The sequence below is a fragment of the Janthinobacterium sp. SUN176 genome, assembly GCF_030587335.1.
Lineage (GTDB): Bacteria > Pseudomonadota > Gammaproteobacteria > Burkholderiales > Burkholderiaceae_D > Janthinobacterium > Janthinobacterium kumbetense.
Genome location: NZ_JAPWIA010000007.1, coordinates 159,976 through 181,525, shown reverse-complemented (window position 1 = coordinate 181,525; position 21,550 = coordinate 159,976). Strand labels below are relative to the sequence as shown.

15 protein-coding genes are annotated in these 21,550 nt (G+C 63.9%); 2 read left to right on the top strand and 13 right to left on the bottom strand.

All coding sequences use genetic code 11. From position 1 onward, the window contains the following. Positions 1–316 precede the first annotated feature (316 nt). The gene (locus tag O3299_RS27385) at positions 317–1,039 is read left to right on the top strand and encodes a PEP-CTERM sorting domain-containing protein (protein ID WP_305063638.1); all 723 of its coding nucleotides are present in this window, start codon (positions 317–319) and stop codon (positions 1,037–1,039) included. 65 nt (positions 1,040–1,104) lie between these two features. Here the strand turns inward: O3299_RS27385 and O3299_RS27380 are convergent, their stop codons facing one another. From O3299_RS27380 to O3299_RS27340, 9 genes are all read right to left on the bottom strand, one after another. Further along, the gene (locus tag O3299_RS27380; protein WP_289906139.1) at positions 1,105–2,145 is read right to left on the bottom strand and encodes a TIGR03790 family protein; all 1,041 of its coding nucleotides are present in this window, start codon (positions 2,143–2,145) and stop codon (positions 1,105–1,107) included. Between the two features lie 74 nt (positions 2,146–2,219). After that, positions 2,220–3,674: a mannose-1-phosphate guanylyltransferase/mannose-6-phosphate isomerase gene (locus tag O3299_RS27375; RefSeq protein WP_305054485.1), complete on the bottom strand. Its 1,455-nt coding sequence runs from the start codon at positions 3,672–3,674 to the stop codon at positions 2,220–2,222. Between the two features lie 20 nt (positions 3,675–3,694). Further along, a complete protein-coding gene (locus O3299_RS27370; RefSeq protein ID WP_289918400.1) occupies positions 3,695–4,849 on the bottom strand; it encodes an NDP-sugar synthase in 1,155 nt (384 codons plus the stop codon). 49 nt (positions 4,850–4,898) lie between these two features. Further along, complete coding sequence (locus O3299_RS27365; protein ID WP_305063637.1) at positions 4,899–6,161, bottom strand: glycosyltransferase family 4 protein; 1,263 nt, start codon at positions 6,159–6,161, stop codon at positions 4,899–4,901. Continuing rightward, complete coding sequence (locus tag O3299_RS27360) at positions 6,142–7,452, bottom strand: nucleotide sugar dehydrogenase (RefSeq protein ID WP_077400992.1); 1,311 nt, start codon at positions 7,450–7,452, stop codon at positions 6,142–6,144. The genes O3299_RS27365 and O3299_RS27360 overlap by 20 nt, the downstream gene beginning before the upstream one ends. Next, positions 7,449–9,464, bottom strand: coding sequence for an alginate lyase family protein (locus tag O3299_RS27355; protein WP_305063635.1), 2,016 nt, complete (start codon positions 9,462–9,464; stop codon positions 7,449–7,451). Before O3299_RS27355 ends, O3299_RS27360 begins: the two co-directional genes overlap by 4 nt. Before the next feature lie 7 nt (positions 9,465–9,471). Continuing rightward, positions 9,472–11,340 carry an asparagine synthase (glutamine-hydrolyzing) gene (gene asnB, locus O3299_RS27350; protein WP_251350020.1) on the bottom strand — a complete coding sequence of 623 codons (1,869 nt, stop codon included), beginning with the start codon at positions 11,338–11,340 and terminating at the stop codon, positions 9,472–9,474. 26 nt (positions 11,341–11,366) lie between these two features. Next, on the bottom strand, positions 11,367–12,401 hold the full coding sequence (locus O3299_RS27345; protein ID WP_305063634.1) for a glycosyltransferase family 4 protein: 1,035 nt from the start codon (positions 12,399–12,401) through the stop codon (positions 11,367–11,369). Between the two features lie 231 nt (positions 12,402–12,632). Next, positions 12,633–13,844 carry a glycosyltransferase gene (locus tag O3299_RS27340; protein ID WP_305063633.1) on the bottom strand — a complete coding sequence of 404 codons (1,212 nt, stop codon included), beginning with the start codon at positions 13,842–13,844 and terminating at the stop codon, positions 12,633–12,635. Between the two features lie 316 nt (positions 13,845–14,160). Between O3299_RS27340 and O3299_RS27335 the strand changes: the two genes are divergently transcribed. Further along, positions 14,161–15,147 carry a glycosyltransferase gene (locus O3299_RS27335; RefSeq protein ID WP_305063632.1) on the top strand — a complete coding sequence of 329 codons (987 nt, stop codon included), beginning with the start codon at positions 14,161–14,163 and terminating at the stop codon, positions 15,145–15,147. Between the two features lie 49 nt (positions 15,148–15,196). On the opposite strand, the gene O3299_RS27330 is transcribed toward O3299_RS27335, so the two are convergent. The 4 genes from O3299_RS27330 to O3299_RS27315 all read right to left on the bottom strand — a co-directional run bounded on the left by O3299_RS27330 (position 15,197) and on the right by O3299_RS27315 (position 21,527). After that, a complete protein-coding gene (locus O3299_RS27330; protein ID WP_305063631.1) occupies positions 15,197–17,428 on the bottom strand; it encodes a heparinase II/III family protein in 2,232 nt (743 codons plus the stop codon). Positions 17,429–17,633: 205 nt separating this feature from the next. Beyond that, positions 17,634–18,578, bottom strand: coding sequence for a glycosyltransferase family A protein (locus tag O3299_RS27325; RefSeq protein WP_218965277.1), 945 nt, complete (start codon positions 18,576–18,578; stop codon positions 17,634–17,636). Then, the gene (locus tag O3299_RS27320) at positions 18,578–19,996 is read right to left on the bottom strand and encodes an O-antigen ligase (RefSeq protein ID WP_099665077.1); all 1,419 of its coding nucleotides are present in this window, start codon (positions 19,994–19,996) and stop codon (positions 18,578–18,580) included. Before O3299_RS27320 ends, O3299_RS27325 begins: the two co-directional genes overlap by 1 nt. Then, positions 19,989–21,527 (bottom strand): lipopolysaccharide biosynthesis protein, encoded by a 1,539-nt coding sequence (locus O3299_RS27315; RefSeq protein ID WP_305056770.1) that lies wholly within the window; start codon positions 21,525–21,527, stop codon positions 19,989–19,991. The genes O3299_RS27320 and O3299_RS27315 overlap by 8 nt, the downstream gene beginning before the upstream one ends. Between the last annotated feature and the right edge of the window lie 23 nt (positions 21,528–21,550).

Sequence of the window (21,550 nt, the reverse complement as noted above, 5' to 3'; positions counted from 1 at the left end):
ACGGAGTAATGCGCAGCACGGATCCAGGCTGGCGGCTGCCTGCCGAAAGTATCCTTTCAACAACGCCAGGCTGTACAAAGCAAGCCAGGTCGTTATGCCGCTGCACAATATGATATAATTCAAACAAATAAGTTTAGTTCCTGATAAGAAATTGAACGGCAACACCAGACCCAGTAGTGCAGGCCCCATCCATGCCTGACCTTGAAACGCACTCCCTGCCTTGCTCGCAACAGTAGCCTGGACGGGAGCGGCAACAATCGCATGCGGACATACGCGCCCAGCGGCGCACCCTTCCATGCTTTTTGAGAGATCGATCATGCCAACACCAATTTTCACGCCAGCCTCTTCCCGTCCCTTGCTGCTGGCCGCGGCCTTGATATTCTTCGGCGCCAGCGCCCAGGCACAAACGGCCGCGCCTGCGCAAAAGAATGAAAAGAATTGCCAGGCCAGCACGCAATCGGCGAATGGCAATACGAAAGACGCCAACCTGGACGGCACCTACAGCGCCTGCAGCCTGGCCAATGGCTTCATCGGCTCCGGCACGCGTACCAACGACGGCTCGAACAAGACGCCGGAATTTGACGGCATCGTGTCCGACCAGGAATTCCGCAATTCGTCATCGGCCGAGAATAATCACCGCCTGACCGCGCGCCAGTTGCCTGACGGTGCCGGTGCCGGCGAACCGCGCAAGGTGCGTGCCAGCGACGACCGCGACTTCAGCTTTATCACGCGCGACTTCGTGGCCGCCGAAGAAAACCGTCCTTTCGATGACGCGGCCGGCTACCGTGGTCCGGGCCGTTCGTATCAGGCCCGCAGCGGCGACACCCAGGCGCCCTTGATCGTTTCGTCGTCGCTGGGTGAAAACTTGCCCACAGGCAGCAACGGTGTCGGCGGCGGCGGTTCGGGTGGCGGCTTCACGGGCGGCAGCATCCTCCCCGTGACGCCGGAAATCCCGGCCGTGCCGGAACCGGAAACCTATGCCATGCTGCTGGCCGGACTGGGCCTCGTCGCCCTGGCGCGCCGCCGCAAAAGCAAGTAACCGTCACGCCGCACCATGAAAAAAGGCCCGCAAGGGCCTTTTTTATTGTCTGGAAGAATCCGGTTTCAGCGCCGGAAACCCGCATACGGCGCCGCCAGCGGATCGCCGATGAACAGGCCCTGGGCCGGCCACAGCACGCTGCCCCAGTACGCTTCCAGCGCCGTGCTGCCGGACAGGTAGCGGCGCAGCAGCACGGTCGGATTGGGAAACTTTTGCCAATAACTGCACGGTTCGCTGACGGTGCCGTAGCTGGCCGTCGCGCCCGCCTCCAGCCAGCGCTGGCTGCTCATCTGGCTACTGCCCTGCAAGTCGCCGCCAAACGAGGTCAGGTGGTCGGCCAGGGCGCCGGGCAGGAAATGCAGGGTCTCCAGCTTGGCCACCTTGGCCTGCCCCGTCTGGTACACCATGATGTCTTGCGCCCCTTCCAGGCTGTCCGCCTTGAGGTTCTTGACGGTCAGCTTGCGCTGGCGCACGACGCCGGCGGGTGGAAAGAAACCGGCCCGGCTGTTGCGCACCGCGTCGCTGGTGGTCAAATAATAGGCGCTGGCGGCCGGCACGGAAAAGCCGCTGACGGCGCCGCGGTCCACCACGGCCTTGGCCTCTTCCACGAAATCGACAGGCAGCAGCATCGACAGGCGCAAGCCCAGCTGCGTGTAGGGCTGCGCCGCCTCGCTGTTGAAATACTTGCTGGGCTTGCCGGGATCGCAGGTCTTCGCGCATTGATCCCCGTCATAACCGAGGGTGAAGGCGGCGGTGATGGCATTGCATTCGACGGCATACGGCGCGCTCCACACCATCAGCACGGCCTGGATCTCGGGTTTCAGCTGTGCATTGATGCGTTCCTTCAACTGCGCGAACTGGTCGATGCTGAGCTTGCGGGGGCGGTTGGGAATATTCACGTGCGCCACATTCGCGGCGGGAATGCCGTGCGCCTTGCGGTAATACTCGCCCACCTCGACACTGTTGGGTTCGGCGTCGTTGATGACGATGGCCAGCTGCGACGCCTGCAAGCCGGGCGGCGCCACGGCTGCGGCAGCGGCGGCTGGCGCGTCGGCATGGGCGGCGCCGGCGGCCAGCGCCAGCGAAAGACAAAGGAAATTGCGCAAGGGTCGGTACACCGGTAAGTGAGGGATCGGAGGCAGCCGGCCAGGGGCGCGGCTGCCCTGTGATGAGAACGCCATCAGGCGCGCTGGTAGACATCCTCCAGGCGCACGATGTCGTCTTCGCCCAGGTAGCTGCCCGACTGCACTTCGATCAGGTGCAAGGGCAGCTTGCCCGGATTTTCCAGGCGGTGCGTCATGCCGATGGGAATATACGTCGATTCGTTTTCCGTCAGCAAGGTCACCTTCTCGCCGCACGTGACTTGCGCCGTGCCGCTGACCACCACCCAGTGTTCGGCGCGGTGATGGTGCATCTGCAGGGACAGCTTGCCGCCCGGATTGACGGTGATGCGCTTGACCTGGAAGCGTTCGCCGATATCGATGCCTTCATAACTGCCCCACGGGCGGTACACCTTGCGGTGCTGCACGTGTTCGCTGCGTCCCGCCTGCTTCAAGTGGTCGACCACCTGCTTCACGCGCTGCACCTGGTCCTTGTGCGCGATCAATACCGCATCGTCCGTTTCCACCACGACCAGGTCCTGCACGCCCAGCACGGCCACCATGCGGCGCTCGGCGCGCACCAGGCAATTGCTCACGCCATCGAGATACACGTCGCCGCGCACCACGTTGCCGTTGGCGTCCCCCTGCTGCACTTCCCACAGGGCCGACCAGGAACCGACATCGCTCCAGCCTATGGCGGCCGGCAACACCACCGCATGCGCCGTATGCTCCATGACGGCATAGTCGATCGAATCGGATGGGCAGGCGGCGAAGGCCTGCTCTTGCAGGCGGCAGAAATCGAGGTCGCGGTAACCGTCGCGCACGGCCGTTTCGCAGGCGGCCAGCATGGCGGGCTGGAATTGCCCCAGCTCGCCCAGATAGCGTTCGGCGCGGAACATGAACATGCCGCTGTTCCAGAAATAATTACCAGCGGCAAGGAACGACTGCGCCGTGGCCAGGTCCGGCTTTTCCACGAAACGCTCGACCTTGCAGCCCGCGGCGCCCGGATTGACGGGCGCGCCGCTGCGGATGTAGCCATAGCCCGTTTCCGGCGCCGTCGGCACGATGCCGAAGGTGGCCAGCGCGCCATCGGCCGCCAGCAGGGCCGCCTCGGCGATCGCCTGGTGAAACGCGGCCACGTCGGTGATGACATGGTCGGCCGGCAAGACCAGCATCAGCGCCTGCGGGTCGATACCCAGCAGGAATTGCGCGGCCACGGCCACGGCGGGCGCCGTATTGCGCCCCACGGGCTCAAGCAAGATGCCCAGCGGCGGCAAGCCGATCTCGCGCAATTGCTCGGCCACCATGAAGCGGTGCTCGTTGCCGCACACCACCAGCGGCGGCATGACGTCGAAACCGGTCAGTCCGCTATCGCCGGCACGGCGGTTGGGCAGGCTGGTCACGCGCAACGCCGTTTCCTGCAACATGGTCTTGTCCGTTACCAGCGGCAACAGTTGCTTAGGTAACACAGCGCGCGACAGCGGCCATAAACGGGTGCCCGAACCGCCGGACAGGATGACTGGATAAATTTTCATGGTTTCACTTCGCAAACAGTTTATTGGGCAGCATACAGGGCCGGCGGCGTTTCGTCGCGGCGCAGGCTGCGCCGGTCGCGCGCATTGCCCCAGGCATCTTTCTCATAGTCGGAGACATGGCGCATCTGGCCGGCACGGTCGACACTATAATCCTTGAAGACGATCATTTCATCCAGCACCACGCCAGGCAGCACGCGCGTGTACTCGAACAGCACGCTGCGCACCACTTCGGCGCCGCCGCAGACGTGGCTGCCATGGCCGATCCAGGCCGGCCCGATGATGGTCGTGCCCGCTTCGATGCGGCAACCCGAGCCGATGTAGACGGGGCCTTCGATGCGCGTGCCGCCGCTCCAGTCGATGCTCGTGTTCAGGCCGGCCCACACGCCATCGGCGATCTGGGTGCCAGGCACGTGCAAGTGGGCCACTTTTCCCATCAGCACGCTTTGCAGCACTTCCCAGTAATCCTTGATACTGCCGATATCGATCCAGTTGTACTGGCGTTTTTGCGCATGGAAGGGCAAGCCTTGCGCGACCAGCAGGGGAAACAGTTCCGAGCCGATATCGAAGGGCTGGCCGGCGGGAATCAGGTCCAGCACGGCCGGCTCGAACAGGTAGATGCCGGTGCTGACGCAATTGGACAGCGCATCGGCCTGCGCCGGCTTTTCCTGGAAGGCGCGCACGCGCCCGTCGGCATCGCTGACCACCACGCCATAGCTCGACACCTTGTCCCACGGCACTTCCAGGGTGATGACGGACGCCAGCGCGCCCTTGCTGCGGTGCTCGCGCAGGGCCGCTGCCAGGTCGAGGTCGATCAAGGCGTCGCCGCACAGCACGATCGTCGTATCGTCGAAAAAGCCGCCGAACTCCTGGATCTTCTTCATGCCGCCAGCTGAGCCGAGCGGTTGCGGCACGACCTCGCCCGCATCGTTCGTATAGCCTTCGAAGGAATAGCCGATGCGCACGCCGAACTGGTGGCCTTCGCCGAAATACTCCTCGATCTTTTCATGCAGGTAACTGACGTTGACCATGATGTCGGTCACGCCATGCTGCGCCAGATGTTCCACCAGGTAAGCCATCACGGGTTTGCCCAGGATGGGGATCATCGGCTTGGGCAAATCATAGGTCAGGGGCTGCACGCGCGTGCCCTTGCCTGCTGCCAATATCATCGCTTTCATCGTCAAACTGCTCCATCAGGGTTGGGGATGGCTGGCCAGGCGGCGCACTTCAGCGGCCATCCTTGCTCAAGGTTACGGGAGCGGCGGGCGCGGCGGCGGGAAACAGGCGCGCATACGCGGCCAGCAGCTTCGGCGCTTCATATTCCCACTCCAGTTCGTTAATCACGCGATGGCGGCCAAACGCCCCCATCTGCTCGCGGCGGGCCGGGTCGTCCAGCAAGTCGACGATCTTGCGCGCCATGTCGATGGGATCGTTCTTCAATGCATACAAGGATGCCTGCTGCGCGGAAACCTTGCCCTCGACCAGATCAAACTGCACGATCGGTTTGCCCAGCGCCATGTATTCCATGATCTTGTTCATGGTCGACTTGTCGTTCATGTCGTTGGCCACGTCCGGATTCACGCACACATCGGACGTATTGAGCATTTCCAGCAATTGCTGGTCCGGCACGCGCCCCGTAAACGTCACGTAGTCGGCAATGCCCAGGTCCTGCGCCATCTGCTTCATCTGTTCCAGCGAGGTGCCGCCGCCCACCAGGCCGAACTGCACATCGTCGCGCTTCAGGGTTTGCACGATGTATTGCGCCGCCTGCAGCAGCAGGTCGATGCCTTCCTGCGCACCCATCACGCCCACGTAGCCGACCAGGTAGGCGCGGCCCTTCTTGAGTTCCGGCACGGGCGGCAGCACGCGCAGGCGGTCCAGCTTGGGTCCGCTGCGCACCACGTAGACATCCTCGGGCTTCATGCCGCCCCGCTCGATGGCGATCTTCTTGTACGACTCGTTGGTGGCGATCGACACGTCGGCGCTCTGGAACGACCAGCGTTCGAACAGCACCATCAGCTTGTAAAAGAAATCGCGCCGGCCGAACTTGGCTTCGTACAGCTCCGGATTGATGTCATGGTGGTCAAACAGGAAACGCTTGCCCATCGTCAACTTGAAGAAGCCGCCGATGAGGAACAGCAGATCGGGCGGATTGCAGGCGTGGATGACGTCGAAACCGCGCGCGAAATGCACTTTCCATGCCAGGCGGAAAGTGTGGAACAGGGCCAGCGAATACTCGACCAGGTAGCCCTTCGCCCCTTCCGCTTCCAGCGGCAGGTGGTAGCGGTAGATATGGATGCCGTCGATGGCTTCGTAGCGCGACTCGTAGCCCTTGCCCGTCGGACAGATGATCGACACTTCATAACCGTTCGCATGCAGGGTGGTCGCTTCCTGCCACACGCGCCGGTCGAACGGCGACGGCAGGTTTTCCACCAGGATCAGCACCCGGCGCGGCTGTCCTGCCACGGTGTTACCAGCAGATGCCGTCATATTGCTCTCCACTTTGTTCTTTGCTGATGCGCACCAGGTCGACAATGTGCTGGTGCGGCTGCAGGCTGGCGGGCACGGTCTTGAATTCGGCCGCGCCATTGCCGATGACGATGGTGTCGGCAAAATCGAGCACGTCCTGCATGTTCGTCACCATCAGCTTGGAAATGTGCGGGATGTGATTGAGGATGTAATCCTGGTTGGCGCCCGTCAAGGCGGCCAGGTTGACATTCTTGTCGTACAGCTTCAGCTCGTAGCCCTTGCCCAGCAGATACTCGATGACATCGACCAGCGGCGATTCGCGCAAGTCATCCGTGCCGGCCTTGAACGAGAAGCCCAGGATGCCCACCTTGCGCGCACCTTTGTCGACGATCATCTTGATGCCCTTTTCCACTTGCCGCTGATTCGACGGCAGGATAGAGTTCAGCAAGGGCAAATCGAGGTCCAGGCTGCGCGCCTTGTAGGTCAGCGCGCGCACGTCTTTCGGCAGGCACGAGCCGCCGAAGGCGAAGCCCGGCTTCATGTAGTACGGCGACAGGTTCAGCTTGGTGTCCTGGCAAAAGATTTCCATCACCTTGTGGCCATCGATGCCGACGGCCTTGCAGATGTTGCCGATTTCATTCGCGAACGCCACTTTCACGGCGTGCCAGGTGTTGTCCGTGTACTTGACCATCTCGGCCGTTTCCACGTCCGTGCGCACCAGCGGCGCATCCATCTTTTCATACAGCTGCACCAGCAGCGCGCCCGCCTTTTCGTCGGATTCGCCGATCACCGTCTTCGGCGGATTGTAGTAATCGTAGACGGCCGTGCCTTCGCGCAAGAATTCCGGGTTGTTGCACACGCCGAAATCGACGCCGGCCACCTTGCCCGACGCCGCTTCCAGGGTCGGGATGACGAGCGAACGCATGGAGCCGGGCAGCATGGTCGAGCGCGCCACGACGACGTGGAAGGTATCCTTTTCACGGATGGCGGCGCCGATTTCCTGGCACACCTTGCGCACGTGGCTCAGGTCCAGGTTGCCATTGAGCTGCGACGGCGTGCCCACGCAGATGAGCGACATGTCCGAACCGAAAACGGCGTCGCGCACGTCGAAGGTGGCGCGCAAATGGCCGCTCTTCACGGTCGCGGCGATCATTTCGCCGATGTCTTTTTCAATGATGGGCGTGGTGCCCTGATTGATCAGCTCCACCTTGGTCCTGTTCGGATCGACGCCGATGACTTCGTGTCCATCCGTTGCCAGGCAGCCAGCCGAGACGGCACCCACATAACCCAAACCAAATATGCTAATTTTCATGTTTTCCTCGTATTTTCTGACAGATCAGGGGTAGCCAAACTCAGGTGAAACTCCGTGCGCAAGGTGGCTGCGCCTTGCAGCCGCCCGCGCCAGACCAACACAGGCGCAGCCTGTTTTTCATCGAAGCGGTGCGAAATCCAGCCCAGCGGCGGATGGTCGCTGCCGCATACCAATTGCACGGAAGCATCCGGCAACGGCGGTAAATGCATCTCCAGCGCGAAAGCGTCGCCCGTCACGCGCAACACCTGGCCGTCCAGTTGCACGCGGCAGCGGGGATCAAAGTGCCAGAACAACTCCACCTCATGCGCGTCCTGGCATTCGAGCACGTCATCGACCACGATCAGCGCGGCGCCGGGCGCGACGCGCACGTCGCGCCGGTGCAGCACGCCATCTTTCAAGCCCAGGTAGCCGTCATGGCTGGCGCTCCAGAATTGCCCATCGGCATCGTCACGCCACGCCAGGCACTCGGCCCTGGCCTTGCGCAGCCACAGGAAGTTGCCGCCCGACTCGGACTGGTCGCGGCCATCGATGCGTACGGTGTTGTGCGCGCTGGTGCCACGGAAATAATCGCGCCACTGCTTTTGCGTATGGTAGGCATAGGTACCCGGATCGACCAGCACCATCTGGCCCGCCACGGACAAGGTCAGCGCCAGCGCATCGGCGTGGCCGTGCGCGGCGATGCCCAGGTAGCCCAGCGGGCCGGCATCGGCAATCAGGCGCACTTCGTCGGGCGTGCCAAAGCCGGCGCCCATCACGTAATAGCCGCCATCGGGGAAGGCGCGCGGCAAGGTATCGGGCGCAGCGTCCGGCAAGGCGTCAAACGCCTGGCTCCCCGCCTCGCCCAGCAGCCAGGCGCTTTTCTCGTCGAACGTGCGCGCCTTGGCCTTGAAGTCCGCGCGGCCGAACAGGGCCGCGCCGCTGGCCAGCAGCGACGTGTAGGGATTGGCGCCCGGCGCCTTGTCCCAGTGCGCCAGCAGCGCATCGTCGGCGTCGCCGAGCATCGGCACCTCGCCCGCCACGTTCGTCATGGCGGCGATAAATTCCAGCATGGCTTCCAGGCGCCGCAAGAAGGCGGCCGAGCGGGGCCGGCCATTGGCGCGGCCCGCCAGCACGCACAGCAGCATTTCATCGGCCACCGTGTGCTGGTAATAAATGGCTTGCTCGCGGTTCACGCCATCGGGGCCATTCTGCTGCAGCGCCTGCGCTTCCAGCTCGCGTTCCGTCTGCGCCAGCCAGCCGGAACTTTCCGGCCAGCAAGGCCACGTGAGCGCGGCGATATGCAAGCCCGTCAATTCGCCAAACAGGTGGTTGTTGGCCGACGAGTGGCGCGAAAAGTGTCCCGCGATGAAGTGGCAATGCTGGTAGATGCTGTCGAGCCAGCGCTGCAGGAAGGCTTGCCCCTGCGCGCCTTCGAACAAGGGACTGTTGATGCCACCGAGCAAGTGCCACGCATGCGACCAGCTGACCAGGCGCAAGGCCAGCTCCAGCGCGCTGCTCCAATTCGGCCCCAGCGGATACGGACATTGCTGCCACCACGATTCAAGCAGGACTTGCACACCTTGCGCATGGCGCAAGTCGCCGCCGAGACGGTAGGCCATCGCCAGGTCGGCCACGGCCAGGTGGCGGTTCGGTTCCCACAGGCATTTGATATCGCCCACCACGGTTTCGTCGCGGTAATTGAGCGTCTTGCCAAAATCCAAAGGCACGACGGTGCCCGTCTTCGGATCGCGGTTCCATTGCGGCGGGAAACCCAGCTCCGCATCGCGCAGGGCGAACACATCGAAACGGCCCGCGAGGATGCGCTCGGCCGCCGCCAGGTGCGGCGCCGTGTCGATGGGCATGCCCAGCCAGGGCGCGCCGAAACGCTGGCGCACGGCGGGCGGCGGCACATGCGCGAGGCCATAGCCGCGCGCCTGCAGCCGTTGCTGCAAGGCATCACGCACGCGATGCGCCACCTCGGGCGCCCCCATGGCCCGCAAGCGGTTCAGTTTCCAGGACAGGTTGCTCAGCATGGACGTCTCACAGATACTGGCGGTGCCAGATTTCCAGGGTGAGCAAGCTCCACAGCAGTTTCTCGTGGTTTTGCCGTCCAGCCACGTGTTCGGCCAGCACCTGCTGCAGGGCTTGTGTATGGTAATAGTGGCGCGTGCGCGACCCGGCGCCCGTCAAGTGCTCGTACAGGTAATCCTTCATGGGGCCGCGGAACCATTCGTTGACGGGCACGCGGAAGCCCACTTTCGGCCGCTCCAGTATGGCTTGCGGCAACAGTTGCTTCATGGCTTCGCGCAATATCCACTTGGTGGTGCGGCCGCGCACGCGGTACTCGTCCGGCAGGCTAGCCACATACGCCGCCAGTTCGTGGTCCATGAAGGGCATGCGCGCTTCCAGCGACGCGGCCATGGTCATGCGGTCGCCCCGCTCGAGCAGGTTGTCGGGCAGCCAGCTCAGCTGGTCGAAGCACAGGATGCGGCGCAAGGCGCTGTTGCCGGCGCTGCCGCAGCCCAGCGAAGGATCGCGCTGGCGCGCTGGCGCCGGCATGGCCACCAGGCGCGCGCGTTCCTGGTCGGACATCATGCCGAACCAGCGCGGCATGCGTTCGTGGAACGCTTCCAGGCCCAGGTTGACGATGGCCGTCTTGGCGCGGCGGAAACGGTATGGCAAGGCGCCGATGGCCGGCTCGATCAAGCCCCGGCGCAGCAGGCCCGGCAGCATCTGGTAGTTGCCCGCATAGCGCTCGTACACGTGCTTGGGGTAGCCGCCGAGGATTTCATCGGAACCTTCGCCCGTCAAGACCATCTTGACCGTCTTGCGCGATTCCTTCGCCAGCAGGTAGATGGGAATGTCGGATGGCTCGGCCACGGGGGCGTCGCGGAAGCGCACGAGGTCGGGCAGCAAGGCGATGACCTGGTCGACGGACACTTCCAGCTCATGGTGTTCCGTGGAAAATTGCCGGGCGATATCGGCCGCATACGCCAGCTCGCTGAAGCCGCCCTCCTTGAAACCGACGGAAAAAGTCTTCACGGGCACGCCCGCATGGCGCGACATCAGCGCCACGACGGCCGACGAATCGATGCCGCCGGACAGGAAGGCGCCGAAGGGCACGTCGGAAATCATGCGGATGCGCACCGATTCATCGAGCTTGTCGAGGAAGGTGGCGACGGGGTCGGCCGGCAACGGGGCCGCCAGGCGGGGCCGGCTGTCGGGCGGCGTGTAATACACGCGCTCGCGCAACACGCCGTTTTCCCACGTGGCCGTGGAACCGGGCGCCAGCTTGCGGATGCCCTGGAACAAGGTGGCCGGGCCCGGCACGTAGCGGTAGGCGAAATAATCCCAGATGGCGGCCTCGTCCGCTTGCGGCGCCACGTCAGGCAAGGCCAGCAGCGCCTTGATTTCCGAACCGAACGCCAGTTTTCCCTCGTGCTGCCACAGGAACAGGGGTTTCTTGCCGAACGGGTCGCGCGCCATGAACAGGCGGTCGTTGCGCGCATCCCAGATGGCAAACGCAAACATGCCGCGGAAGTGCTGCACGCATTCCTCACCCCATTGCACGTAGGCATGCACGATGGTTTCCGTGTCGGATGCCGTGCGGAAATGGTGCCCCAGCGCGATCAATTCGTCGCGCAGGGGCTGGAAATTGTAGATTTCGCCATTGAAGATGATTTGCACATCGCCCGTCTCATTGCCCAGCGGCTGGTGGCCCGTGGCGATGTCGATGATGGACAGGCGGCGGTGCAGCAAGCCCACCTGCCAGGCGCCGTCGGCCGTGGCCGCGTTGAGCACGCCCGTGTCATCGGGACCGCGGTGCGCGATGGCGCGCCCCATGGCGTCGAGCGCCGCGGGCAAGCCGGCGACGGACGAAGGGAAGATCAAACCGGCAATACCGCACATATAGGCTCGCTTAAAAAAGGGTTCGGCTAGACTGCCGGCGGCGCCAGCAAGGCGCGGTAGACGCGGCGAAAATCCTGCGCCAGGCGCTCGACCGTATAGGCGCTTTCGATGCGCTCGCGGCACGCTTGTCCCATGCGCTGCAACAGGGCGCGGTCGCCGTCGAGGCGCGCGATGGCGTCCGCCAGCGCCTGGGGATTGCGCCGCGGCAAAAACACGCCATGCACGCCATCCTGCATCACGTCGGCAATCGCGCCCACGGGGCACACCAGGACGGGCGTGCGCGCGGCCATGCTTTCCAGCAACGCATACGGCAAGCCTTCCTGGTGCAAGGTGGGGAAACCAAACAGGTCGGCCTGGCGCCACACGGCTTCCTTTTCGGCGCCAAAGACGGGGCCGAGAAAGCGCACCGCCTCTTGCAAGCCGAGCCCGGCGACGCGCTCGCGCAGCGACGCTTCCTGGGGGCCGCTGCCGGCCAGCGCCAGCGTGGCTTGCACACCTGCGGCGCGCGCCAGGCGCAGCCCTTCGAGCAAGTCGAACAGGCCCTTGCTTTCCGCCAGGCGCCCCACGTACACGAGTGACAGCGGACGCTGCGGCACGAGCGGCCTGTCGCCGGGGTCGCTGCCCGCATCGATAGCGTTGGGTATCACGTCGAGCGCCAGCGCGGGATCGAAATCGCGATAGCCCTGCAGTTCGCATTGCGCCAGCAGCACCACCACATCGGCCGCGCGCAGCACGCGCCGCAGCAAACCCGTCAGCAATGGCTTGCCGTTGAAAAACACCTGCGGCAAGGCGCCGCCATGCACCTGGTACACGACGCGCTTGCCCATGGCCTTGGCCAGCAGCAGATACACGATGTCGCGCCAATAGCTGCGCCACTCCATGGACGTGTTGATATGCACGATCTGCGGACGCTGCTTGCGCATGGCCTGCACGAACTGCACGGGGCTCCAGGCGAAACGCAGCAGCTTGTGCAGCCGCGACTCGTTGCGGCCCTCGCTGCCGACCTGGAAGTGCACGAGCTTGTAGTCTTGCGACAAAGAACTGTGAAATAGTTGATTCAAATGGGTGGTTACCCCGCTCACCGCATTAAGTGCAGGTCCTAGCAGCATTATCGTAGTCATATTGGTATTATATGTTGTACTTTTGTAATTTAGACGCGAAGACAAATATATTTGCTGCATTGCGCTAACATCTACAACAATTTTCTTCCAGGGAACACCACCCATGGTGCATTCTGAGCGCCGTTTACGTGTTCGGCAACAACTTCTTGCCTGCGCTTCCAGCCACGGGCGTCAACGGCGCGCGCCGGCCAGATCCTGGTAGCGCTGCGCCAGTGCCTGCGCCAGCACGCGGTAGCTGCGCCGCGCCTCGATATAGGCGACGCCGGCCTGGGCGCGGGCGCGCGCTGCGGGCACATCGGACAAGATGGCCGCCATCGCGGCGGCCATGGCGGCCGGTTCGCTGGCCGTCAGCCAGCCTGCGCCGCTGGCCGTCAGCACTTCGGCCTGGTCCGGGCTGTCATTGCCCACGGCCGGCATGCGCAAGGCCAGGTATTCGAGCAGCTTGGTGGGCGAACTGACGTCGAACAGGGCGCCACGGGGAATATACGACAGCGCGGCGTCGGCCCCGGCGAGCAGGGGCCACGCCTGGTCCGAGGGCAGCCAGCCCGTCACGCGCACGGCCCCGGCCAGGCCGGCACGCTGCGCATAGGCAAGCAAGTCATCGACGTCGGATGGCGTATCGGAAGCGCCGATCAGCAACAGACAGGCCGCGGGGATACGCTGGCGCACGATCAGCAAGGCGTCCAGCAAGCGTTCCAGCTGGCGCGACTGGTCGAGCGTACCCAGGTAGGCCAGCAAGGGCACCTCCTCCCAGCCCTCCGGCCGGACGGGCGCGATGGCTTGCGCCTGCAACACTTCCATGTCGACACCCATGGGCACGGCAGTGAGGCGCTGCGCCGCGATGCCGCGCGCCTGCATCATGCGCAGCATCGCGTCGCTTTGCACGAACACATGATTAGCGCGCGGCAACACAATGCGGTACAACAACCATTGTTCGAGCAAACCCTTGCACAGCACAAGGCGCGCGCGCAAGGTGGGGCGCTGCGCCAGGCTGCTGCGCGCCCGTTCGATGCGTCCCTCGCTGATCAGGTATGACACCCAGTAATAGAACGGTATGCCCTTCAGGCGCGCCACCAGCAGGGCGAGCAAGCCCGTGGGCACCATGTCGCGCACCTGGATCGCATCGCAACCGGCGCGGCGGGCGCCCGCCAGGGCGCGCAGGCAGAGCCACTGGAAAGCCAGTTCGCGCAACAGGCGGCTGCCCAGGAAACGCCCGTGGCGTACCGAACGGAAACCCTGCGCCTGCGGCGGCTGTTGCGACGGCATGCCGACGATATCGCATTCGACGCCGTGGCGCGGCAGGTACTTGCCGAACAGTACCGCGACATCGGGACGAAACGTGGGCAGGCTTTCCGGCACCAGTTGCAAAATCTTCAGGGACATAGGCGGTTCGACGGCAAAAAAAGGTTGAGGCAGATACAATACGCCATGCGCCGAAGCATATCATGCCCTTACGAAATAATTAATTATATTGCATTAGTAGCATCAAACCAAGCTTGTGCCATTGATGAGCGGCAAGCATGCGGCAAGCTGGCCACAGCATGACATGCCTCATGCTGAAACAATGCATAAACGCCCATTTTAATGCTATTATAATAATACAGTCGATTGCCAATCATTAATTGTGTGACAACGAGGGCCGGAACGGCCCTGGCTGTTGTTTTAATGTGATAATGTTCATTTTTAATAAGGCGCAACAATGATCCACGTGCTGCTGTCGGAAGCGGGAACCTACCACGACATCGTCGAGCATCTGGCGGCGGGCGGCGCGCGCGTGACGCATATCGGGCCGGACGCGCAGGCGCACATGCGCAGCAAACTGTCCATCCTGGCCGCCATGCTGTCGCCGTCGCTGTTGCGCACGCGCAAATTATGGCGCCAGCAAGACCGTCTGCTGGTCGTCGGCTGGCAAGCGCTGCCCGTGCTGGCGCTGATACGCCTGGGCCTGCTACCGCGCCCGCAACGGCTGCTGGTGATGGCTTGTTTCATCCATGGCACGCGGGCCCGCAACGTGATCAACCGGGCCTGGCGCCTGCTCAATTTCCCCGGACTGGAATTCATTACTTTTTCCAGCGGCGAAACGCGCAACCTGACCGACAACGTCGGCATCGCGCCCGCCGCCGTGCATTTCCACCTGTGGCGCCAGCATCTCGACGGTGCCACCACGGCGTCCCAGCGGCAAGATGACGGCAGCATCTTCTCCGGCGGCTTTTCCAACCGCGATTACGACCTGCTGCTGGAGGCGGCGCGTGGGCTGGAAGCGCACCTGGTGATCGTGGCGTCGGCGCAAAACCAGATCCCCGCGCAAGACCCGGCGCAGACCACGGTCCATCTCGACTTGCCGGAAGCGCAGTTTGAAAAGCTGCTGGCAAGCAGCCGGGTGGTCGCCATGCCGCTGAAAAGCCAGGGCGAAGCCTGTGGCCAGAGCGTGCTGCTGCGGGTATTGCGCAATGGAAAACCGCTGATCGCCACGCGCCACGAAGCCATCGAAGCATACCTGGGACGCGATTACGCCGGCTTCGTTGCCGCCGGCGACAGCGGCGCCATGCGCGAAGGCTTGCGCCGCGCCCTGTCCGACGACGCCTTCCGCGCAGGCTTGGCCGCGCAGGTGTCGCGCGCCTGTGCCCGGATGGAGCAGCGCGGCGGACCGGGCCAGGAAATCGAACAATTTCTGCTCGCCAATTAAAAAAATCCACTGCCGCAACAACGACAGTGGATTTTCCTTGAACCGGCGGTCAGTTCGGCAATGTCACCACTTGCTTGCCGACCGTCAGCGTGCGGGCCGTGCCGCTTTTGCCCAGCTTGATCAGCGGCTTCTTGCAGCCGACATCGAGCACCGTGAGGAATTCGCCGCTCAGCGCTGCGGCCGACTTGATGAATACCCCATGCTCTTCATAGGTACCGGGCTGCGGCGGAGGTCCCGTGCGCTTTTCGAAACGCGCACCGGTGCTGACCGGCACCACGCACACCTTGCGGCCCTGATTCGTCACCGAGATGGCGCCGCCGGCGTCGACCACGATAGGCGCATACGTATGGAAGTTCCACTCGAACACGCGCGGCGTGGCCGAGGTCACCTGGTCCTGCACCACCACGGCGTCCGTGGTGCGCAGGAACCACAGCTTGCGCAGCGCCGATGTCAGCTGGCCGCCATAGGCCAGCGTGGCGTCGCCCGCCACATAGTCGACGGTGGCCTTGGGAGCAAAGGCGGTGATGCGGCCGTTGCGCGCCATGGTCGTTTCATAGCCGTCGACCAGCTGGCCCTGGCCATTGTCGAACGTCAAGGCATTGTGGGCCTTGGTCTGGCGGTACCAGGAACTCCACAGCGGCGAATCGTACCAGTCGTACCAGCCGCTTTCCGTCAGCAGGGGCACGCCCGCGCTGGCCAGCACAAAGCCGTTCTGGTCGCCGTGGCTGTGATTGAACGAACCGTAGGGACTCGATTTGAAATACACCGAGGTGCGTTGCAGATTGCCGATGTCGCTGTGCATGGCTGCCCAGCCGATGCTGGGGTAATACGCCGAGTTGCCTGGCGGCGCGGGCGTGGCCACCGTCGCCACCGGCAACGGGTATGGCGCCTGCAAGGTGGCCAGCGAATCGTCGGTGCGGATCAGGTTCTTGTAATACCACGCCGCGGCAGGCGTGGCGAAATGCGCGGCGAAACCCTTCATCATGCGGATTTCAGGCAGCGTCTCGTGCCCGTCGCCAAACACGTGGGTCTGCGAACCGGGCGGCACGAAATGCATCAGGTAATCGAGGAAGCCGCTGGCCCAGGGCTTGGTGAACAGGTCGACCTTGGTCGCGTAGGCAAGCGCCGGCCATATCTGCAGCGCATAGTCGGCTTCATACTCGGCATACGCCGTGCCGTTGGCAAAACCGCCCTCCGGACCGCTCCACACGCTGTAGGAACTGACAAAGGCGCGGAACGAGAAATCGAACCAGTCCTTCGCCTCCGGGATATCGCCCAGGGACAGCGTTGAAATCAGCGTCAGGAAACCGATATTGCTGGCGGCGTGGGAATCGTAGGGATACTGGTCCAGGCGCCCCGTCTGCGCAGCCAGGTCGAGGTACATCGCATTCGTACGAACGCGTACCATTTCCAGCCACGCGGCGCGGCGCGGCGCATCGAGGGCGCTGCCCAGGTTGTCGACCGCCTTGATCAGGCTTTGCGCAATGGCGCGGTTGCCCTGGTCATGGTTGACAAAACTGGTACCGCCGTTCGGGCTGAGCGCGGCTTCCTGGTCGCCGCGCGCGATCGCCTCCACCAGATACTGGTTCTCGCCCGTCACGCGATACAGCAGCGAGGCCGCTTCGAGCTGGCGTGCGCTCTGATTCGTGCGCGAAATGACGCGCGCATTCTGCGCCTCGTTGGCGGCCGTGCGCACCTTGCCTGGAGACAATGGCCACTCGGCGTCGGAGACGGGCGCGATCGCCGTCATATTACGTATCACCTCGGTGCTCAGCCAAGTCAGCACCTGGGTGCGGTCGGCGCGCTTGGCCGCGCTCCAGCTCGCAAAAAAGGTCGCGTTATCCTCCAGGCCGCGCGGGCGCGGGCGCAAGACGATGGCGGCGCGCAAGGTGCTGCTTTCCGGCACTTCGAACACTTTCGACGTGGCGTCGATCACAAAGGTTCGCGGGCTCGACCATTCATTGCTCGTGCTGGGACGCACGCGCCAGCTGTAGGTGCCTGCCGCAAATTTCTTGGATGGCAGATACCAGTTGCGCGCCGACGTGAAGGTGCTGACCACGGCGCCCGCCAATTTGACTTCAATGACATACGACGCCGGCGACAGCGGATGGCGCGACCAGGTAAAACTGGGGGGATTTTGCGGCTGGATCTGGCGGTTGTCCGGCAAGGTGCGGACGGCCAATGGGTCGGTCGCCAGGGCCCAGTCGGCCTGGGCCTGGCCGCAGGCTGAACAGACGAGCAGCAGCGCCACTTTGACCAGCGTATATTTAGCGAATTTCATAGATTACCTTCTTAACATCAACTATCGAGCAAGATACCGCCGCTGCGTGGGGCATATCATACGCCTCCTGTCGAGGCTGCTTGCGAGACACAGGACGGCCCGCCGTACAAAATCGGGCAAAAGGCGAAGACACTGCTGAAGGCACTGCGAATACCTGTAAGCATATACCTAAAGTATTCTTCCGAACATTAATATTAGTTGCAGCTCAGCTATTAATGTGCGTTTCGCGCCACATTTGCCATTTGACGGCGAGCCGGGTCGGCAGCAAACAAGACAAGGCCAGGGCCACCCACCAGTGGCGCGACATGCCGCCGCCGGCGGCGCGGCGCAGCCCGGCCAGCGCCTCGCCGCGGCGGCCCCGCGCCAGCGCCGCGCGCGCCACGCTGACGCGCGCATCGGACACCAGCCGCAAGGCGGAACGGCGCGCCGGATTGGCCGCCGGCCAGGCCAGGGCGCGCCGTTCCAGCCGCTCGAACGTGGGCGCCAGCACATCGGCCGACTCGATCGCGCACAGGCTGCCTGCCACCTCGACACGGTAGGCCACCAGCTGTGCCGGCGTAAACACCAGGGTCAGGCGCTCGGCCAGCCGGAACCACAGATCCTGGTCCTCGCCAGCCGACTCGCCTTCCGGGAAGCATGGTTGCAAGGGCAACAAATCGCTGCGCCGGATGGCCACCGAATTCGTGCAGAAAAACGGTCCGCCACGGCGGCGGCGCTCGAAAAAGTCGTCGAGCAGGCGCGTCTCGCGCACGGCCCCGCCCTGGTAGCTGAGCGCCGCGGCGCGGCTGTCCGGTATGCGTTCGAAGCCGCAGGCGAAAAACGAGCCGGACGGATGGGCGCGCGCCATGCCCACCATGGTTTCCAGATACACGGGGCCATACCAGTCGTCCGCATCGAGAAAGCAGATCAAGTCGCCGCGCGCTTCGAGGATGCCGCGGTTGCGCGCGCGCGAGACGCCGCCATTGGCCTGGCTGACCAGCCGCACGCGCGCATCGGCGCAGGCCCGCACGCGCTGCGCGCCATCGTCGCTGGAGCCGTCATCGACCACCACCACTTCCCAGTCGGCATGGGTTTGCGCCAGCACCGAGGCCAGCGCCGCTTCGATATACGGCCCCTTGTTATACAGGGGCACTATGACCGAGCACAGCATCAAGCCATCCCCGGCACGCGCACCTTGCGCGCCCTGACGGCCTGCTTGTCGGCCACCGGGAAATACGCCGTCACGATAATGAGCAACAGCAAATGCGTCATCGCCTCGGCGGCAAAGCCCGTCAGCGACAGCGGCACTTCGCTGATCGAGCGGATGGCGATGAGAACGAACAAGGCCATCGACAGGCCCTGGCTGGCCCGCGCCGTGCGCGCGCACGCATACAGCAGCGCCATGGCATACAGCACCAGGCCGATGGCGCCGATGGTGCCGGCGCTGGCCAGGCTCTGGTAAAACTGGCTGTGCGCATGGGTGGCGTATGGCATGCCGATGCTGATGCGGAATGCGTCATCCCACAGAGGCAAGCCGTAGCCGAACACGGGATTCTTGTGCCATTCCTGCAGCGCCACCTGCCAGATCACGTCGCGGCCCGTCAAGCTGATCAAGTCGGAGCCTTCGCTGCTGGTGGCAAAGTGCGCCAGCTTGGCATCGATATTGCCAAACATCACATACAACATGCCCAGCGTACACAGCAGGATGAAGCAGAAGATGCCGACGATCGACAATTGCGGGCGGCGGTAATCGAACAGCCGCTCCTTGATCTGTTCGCGGAAACCGAAATAGGCGACGCAGGCAAAGCACAGGAAGCACGCGATCCAGCTGGTTTTCGATTGCGCCAGCAGCAGGCTGCCCAGGCCCAGGCCCCAGGCGAACAGGTTCAGCGGGCGCCAGCCATAGGGCTTGCGCCATAGGCACAGCAGGAACACCACCACCATCGGTCCCAGGCTGTTGGCGTGATTGGCCAGGCCCGTATAGCGGATGCTGAGGAAGGGAATCAGGCCGTGGTAATTCCGGTTGACGACCATGTTCGGCTTCCAGGCAAACACGGCTGCGCTGAGCACCAGGAACAGCAAGGTGGCGTTGCGCATCGAGATGACGCTCAGGTCGACCTCCTTGTGCGTCATCAACAAGGCCGCATAGCCGGCCAGGAACATGTACAGGTATTCATGCGACACATTGGTATGGCGCCCCAGCACGGCCGGACTGACGATATTGCTGAGGAAATACACGAACAGCGCCCAGAACAGCAGCATCGGTATCGGCTGCAGCTTGTCGCGCGTAGTCAGGCGGTGCAGAATGCGCTCGCCGCAGGCAAAGATCACGAACAGGGACGTGAGCCGGCCAAACCAGGAGCTGGCCGGGTGCCGCGCCAGCGCCTGCATGCCCATCTGGAGTTCATCGCCCGAGACATCGCGGTTCGACAGGATGGCCGCCACGGCGATCGACAGGAAGACCGGATAGAACACGTACGGCACCAGTCCCGTCTCGCGCTTGCTGCCCCAATGGATGCTCAAGGCGATCACGAACACCACCACCAGCGCGGCGACCACGGCAAACAGGCCAAACAGTATTTCACTCATGTAGTTCTCGCGTATCCAGTAAGTTGTCGCGCGCGCCACAGCGGGCGCGCAAATAAGAGACTACCCTGGCCGGCAGCGGCGGGCTGAAGCGGGCAAGCATGCCCACCGCGCGCGTGCCCAGCAGTTCAGGCCAGGCCAGCACGGCCAGCAGCAGGGTCAGGCCGCCGAACAACGCGCCGCCCAGGAATGCCGGCAGCGGATGACTGCCGCCCAGGCTGCCCAACATGGCGCCGCCCCAGCTGCCGGCGGCGGCCAGCAAGCCCATGGCCAGGCCGCGCGCGGCCAGCGGCGCCAGATCGCCCGGTCCCACCTGCAGGCGCAGGCACGCCACCGTGCCCACCACCAGCGCCCGCGCCAGCAAGGTGCCGGCGGCGATCATGGCGACCACCGCCCCGCCCTGCCCCGCCCACAGCACCAGCGCCGCACCGGCCAGCACGATCAGCGGCAGCTGCAGCAGGCTTTCCAGATGCTTGCCGCCCGTATTCCACAAGATCGGCGTCGACATGCCCCACGTGATGTACGCGGGCATGGCCAGCGCCAGAATGCTCAGCACGATGCCCGACTCTTGCCACACCTTGCCGTACAACACGCCGATCAAGTCCGGCGCCGTCATCGCCAGCAGCACGAACAGGGGCAGGATGATGATCCAGATGGTCGCCAGCACCGACAGATACGTGTCGCGCAGGCGCGGCAGATCGTCCTGCAGCTTGGCGCCCGTGGCCAGGAAGGCCGGCTGCAAGGCGCTCAGGAACAGCGAGTTGGGCGTATTGGCCAGGTTGTAGCCGACCGCATACACGCCCACCGCGTGGGCATTCAGGAAGCGGCCGAGGAACACGCGATCCATATTGTTCAGGCACCAGTTGCACAGATTCGTCACGAACACCGTCACGCCCACATTCGTCGAGCGCCGCGCGCCCTCGTACCACAGCAGCGGCTTGAGCGAGAAACGCGTACGCGCATACGTCAGCACCAGCGCCGTGGAAGCCTGTCCCAGCCAGGCGCACACGAGGGTCCACACGCCGGCGCCCGCATACGCGAGCGGCAAGCCCACCAGCAGGTAGCCGACGATGTAGCTGATCACCTGGATGATGTTGAGCCAGCGGAAATCGAGGGCGCGCCGCAGCAGGCTGCTGCCCGGCGCCGTCAGCGCATTCAGCAGGCAAGTCAGGCTCATCCACGCGATCACGGGCGCGATGCGCGGTTCCTTGAAGTACGCGGCGATCCACGGCGCCATGAAAAACAGCAAGCTCATGGCCGCCAGGCCCGTCAGCGCCTGCCACGTCACCGTGAAGCGCACGTCTTCCTCGCTGAGCGTGCGGTTTTGCACCAGCCCCCAGGAAAAACCGAAATCGGCCAGAAAGTTGCTAAATGTCAGCACAATCAGTCCCATCGCAAACAAGCCGTAGTTTTCCGGCCCCAGCAGGCGCGCCAGCACCACTTGCGTGACCAGCTGCAGGCCAAACATGAGGACCGTGCCCATCGCCGCCCACTTGACGGCGCTGACGCTTTTCTTGTTGATGTCGCTGCTCATGATTCTCGCTGTCCGCCACGCCG

Coding starts and splice junctions, on each gene's coding strand:
- O3299_RS27385 (WP_305063638.1), top strand. CDS start 317: ATGCCAACACCAATTTTCACGCCAGCCTCTTCCCGTCCCTTGCTGCTG.
- O3299_RS27375 (WP_305054485.1), bottom strand. CDS start 3,674: ATGAAAATTTATCCAGTCATCCTGTCCGGCGGTTCGGGCACCCGTTTA.
- O3299_RS27370 (WP_289918400.1), bottom strand. CDS start 4,849: ATGAAAGCGATGATATTGGCAGCAGGCAAGGGCACGCGCGTGCAGCCC.
- O3299_RS27365 (WP_305063637.1), bottom strand. CDS start 6,161: ATGACGGCATCTGCTGGTAACACCGTGGCAGGACAGCCGCGCCGGGTG.
- O3299_RS27360 (WP_077400992.1), bottom strand. CDS start 7,452: ATGAAAATTAGCATATTTGGTTTGGGTTATGTGGGTGCCGTCTCGGCT.
- O3299_RS27355 (WP_305063635.1), bottom strand. CDS start 9,464: ATGCTGAGCAACCTGTCCTGGAAACTGAACCGCTTGCGGGCCATGGGG.
- asnB (WP_251350020.1), bottom strand. CDS start 11,340: ATGTGCGGTATTGCCGGTTTGATCTTCCCTTCGTCCGTCGCCGGCTTG.
- O3299_RS27340 (WP_305063633.1), bottom strand. CDS start 13,844: ATGTCCCTGAAGATTTTGCAACTGGTGCCGGAAAGCCTGCCCACGTTT.
- O3299_RS27335 (WP_305063632.1), top strand. CDS start 14,161: ATGATCCACGTGCTGCTGTCGGAAGCGGGAACCTACCACGACATCGTC.
- O3299_RS27330 (WP_305063631.1), bottom strand. CDS start 17,428: ATGAAATTCGCTAAATATACGCTGGTCAAAGTGGCGCTGCTGCTCGTC.
- O3299_RS27325 (WP_218965277.1), bottom strand. CDS start 18,578: ATGCTGTGCTCGGTCATAGTGCCCCTGTATAACAAGGGGCCGTATATC.
- O3299_RS27320 (WP_099665077.1), bottom strand. CDS start 19,996: ATGAGTGAAATACTGTTTGGCCTGTTTGCCGTGGTCGCCGCGCTGGTG.
- O3299_RS27315 (WP_305056770.1), bottom strand. CDS start 21,527: ATGAGCAGCGACATCAACAAGAAAAGCGTCAGCGCCGTCAAGTGGGCG.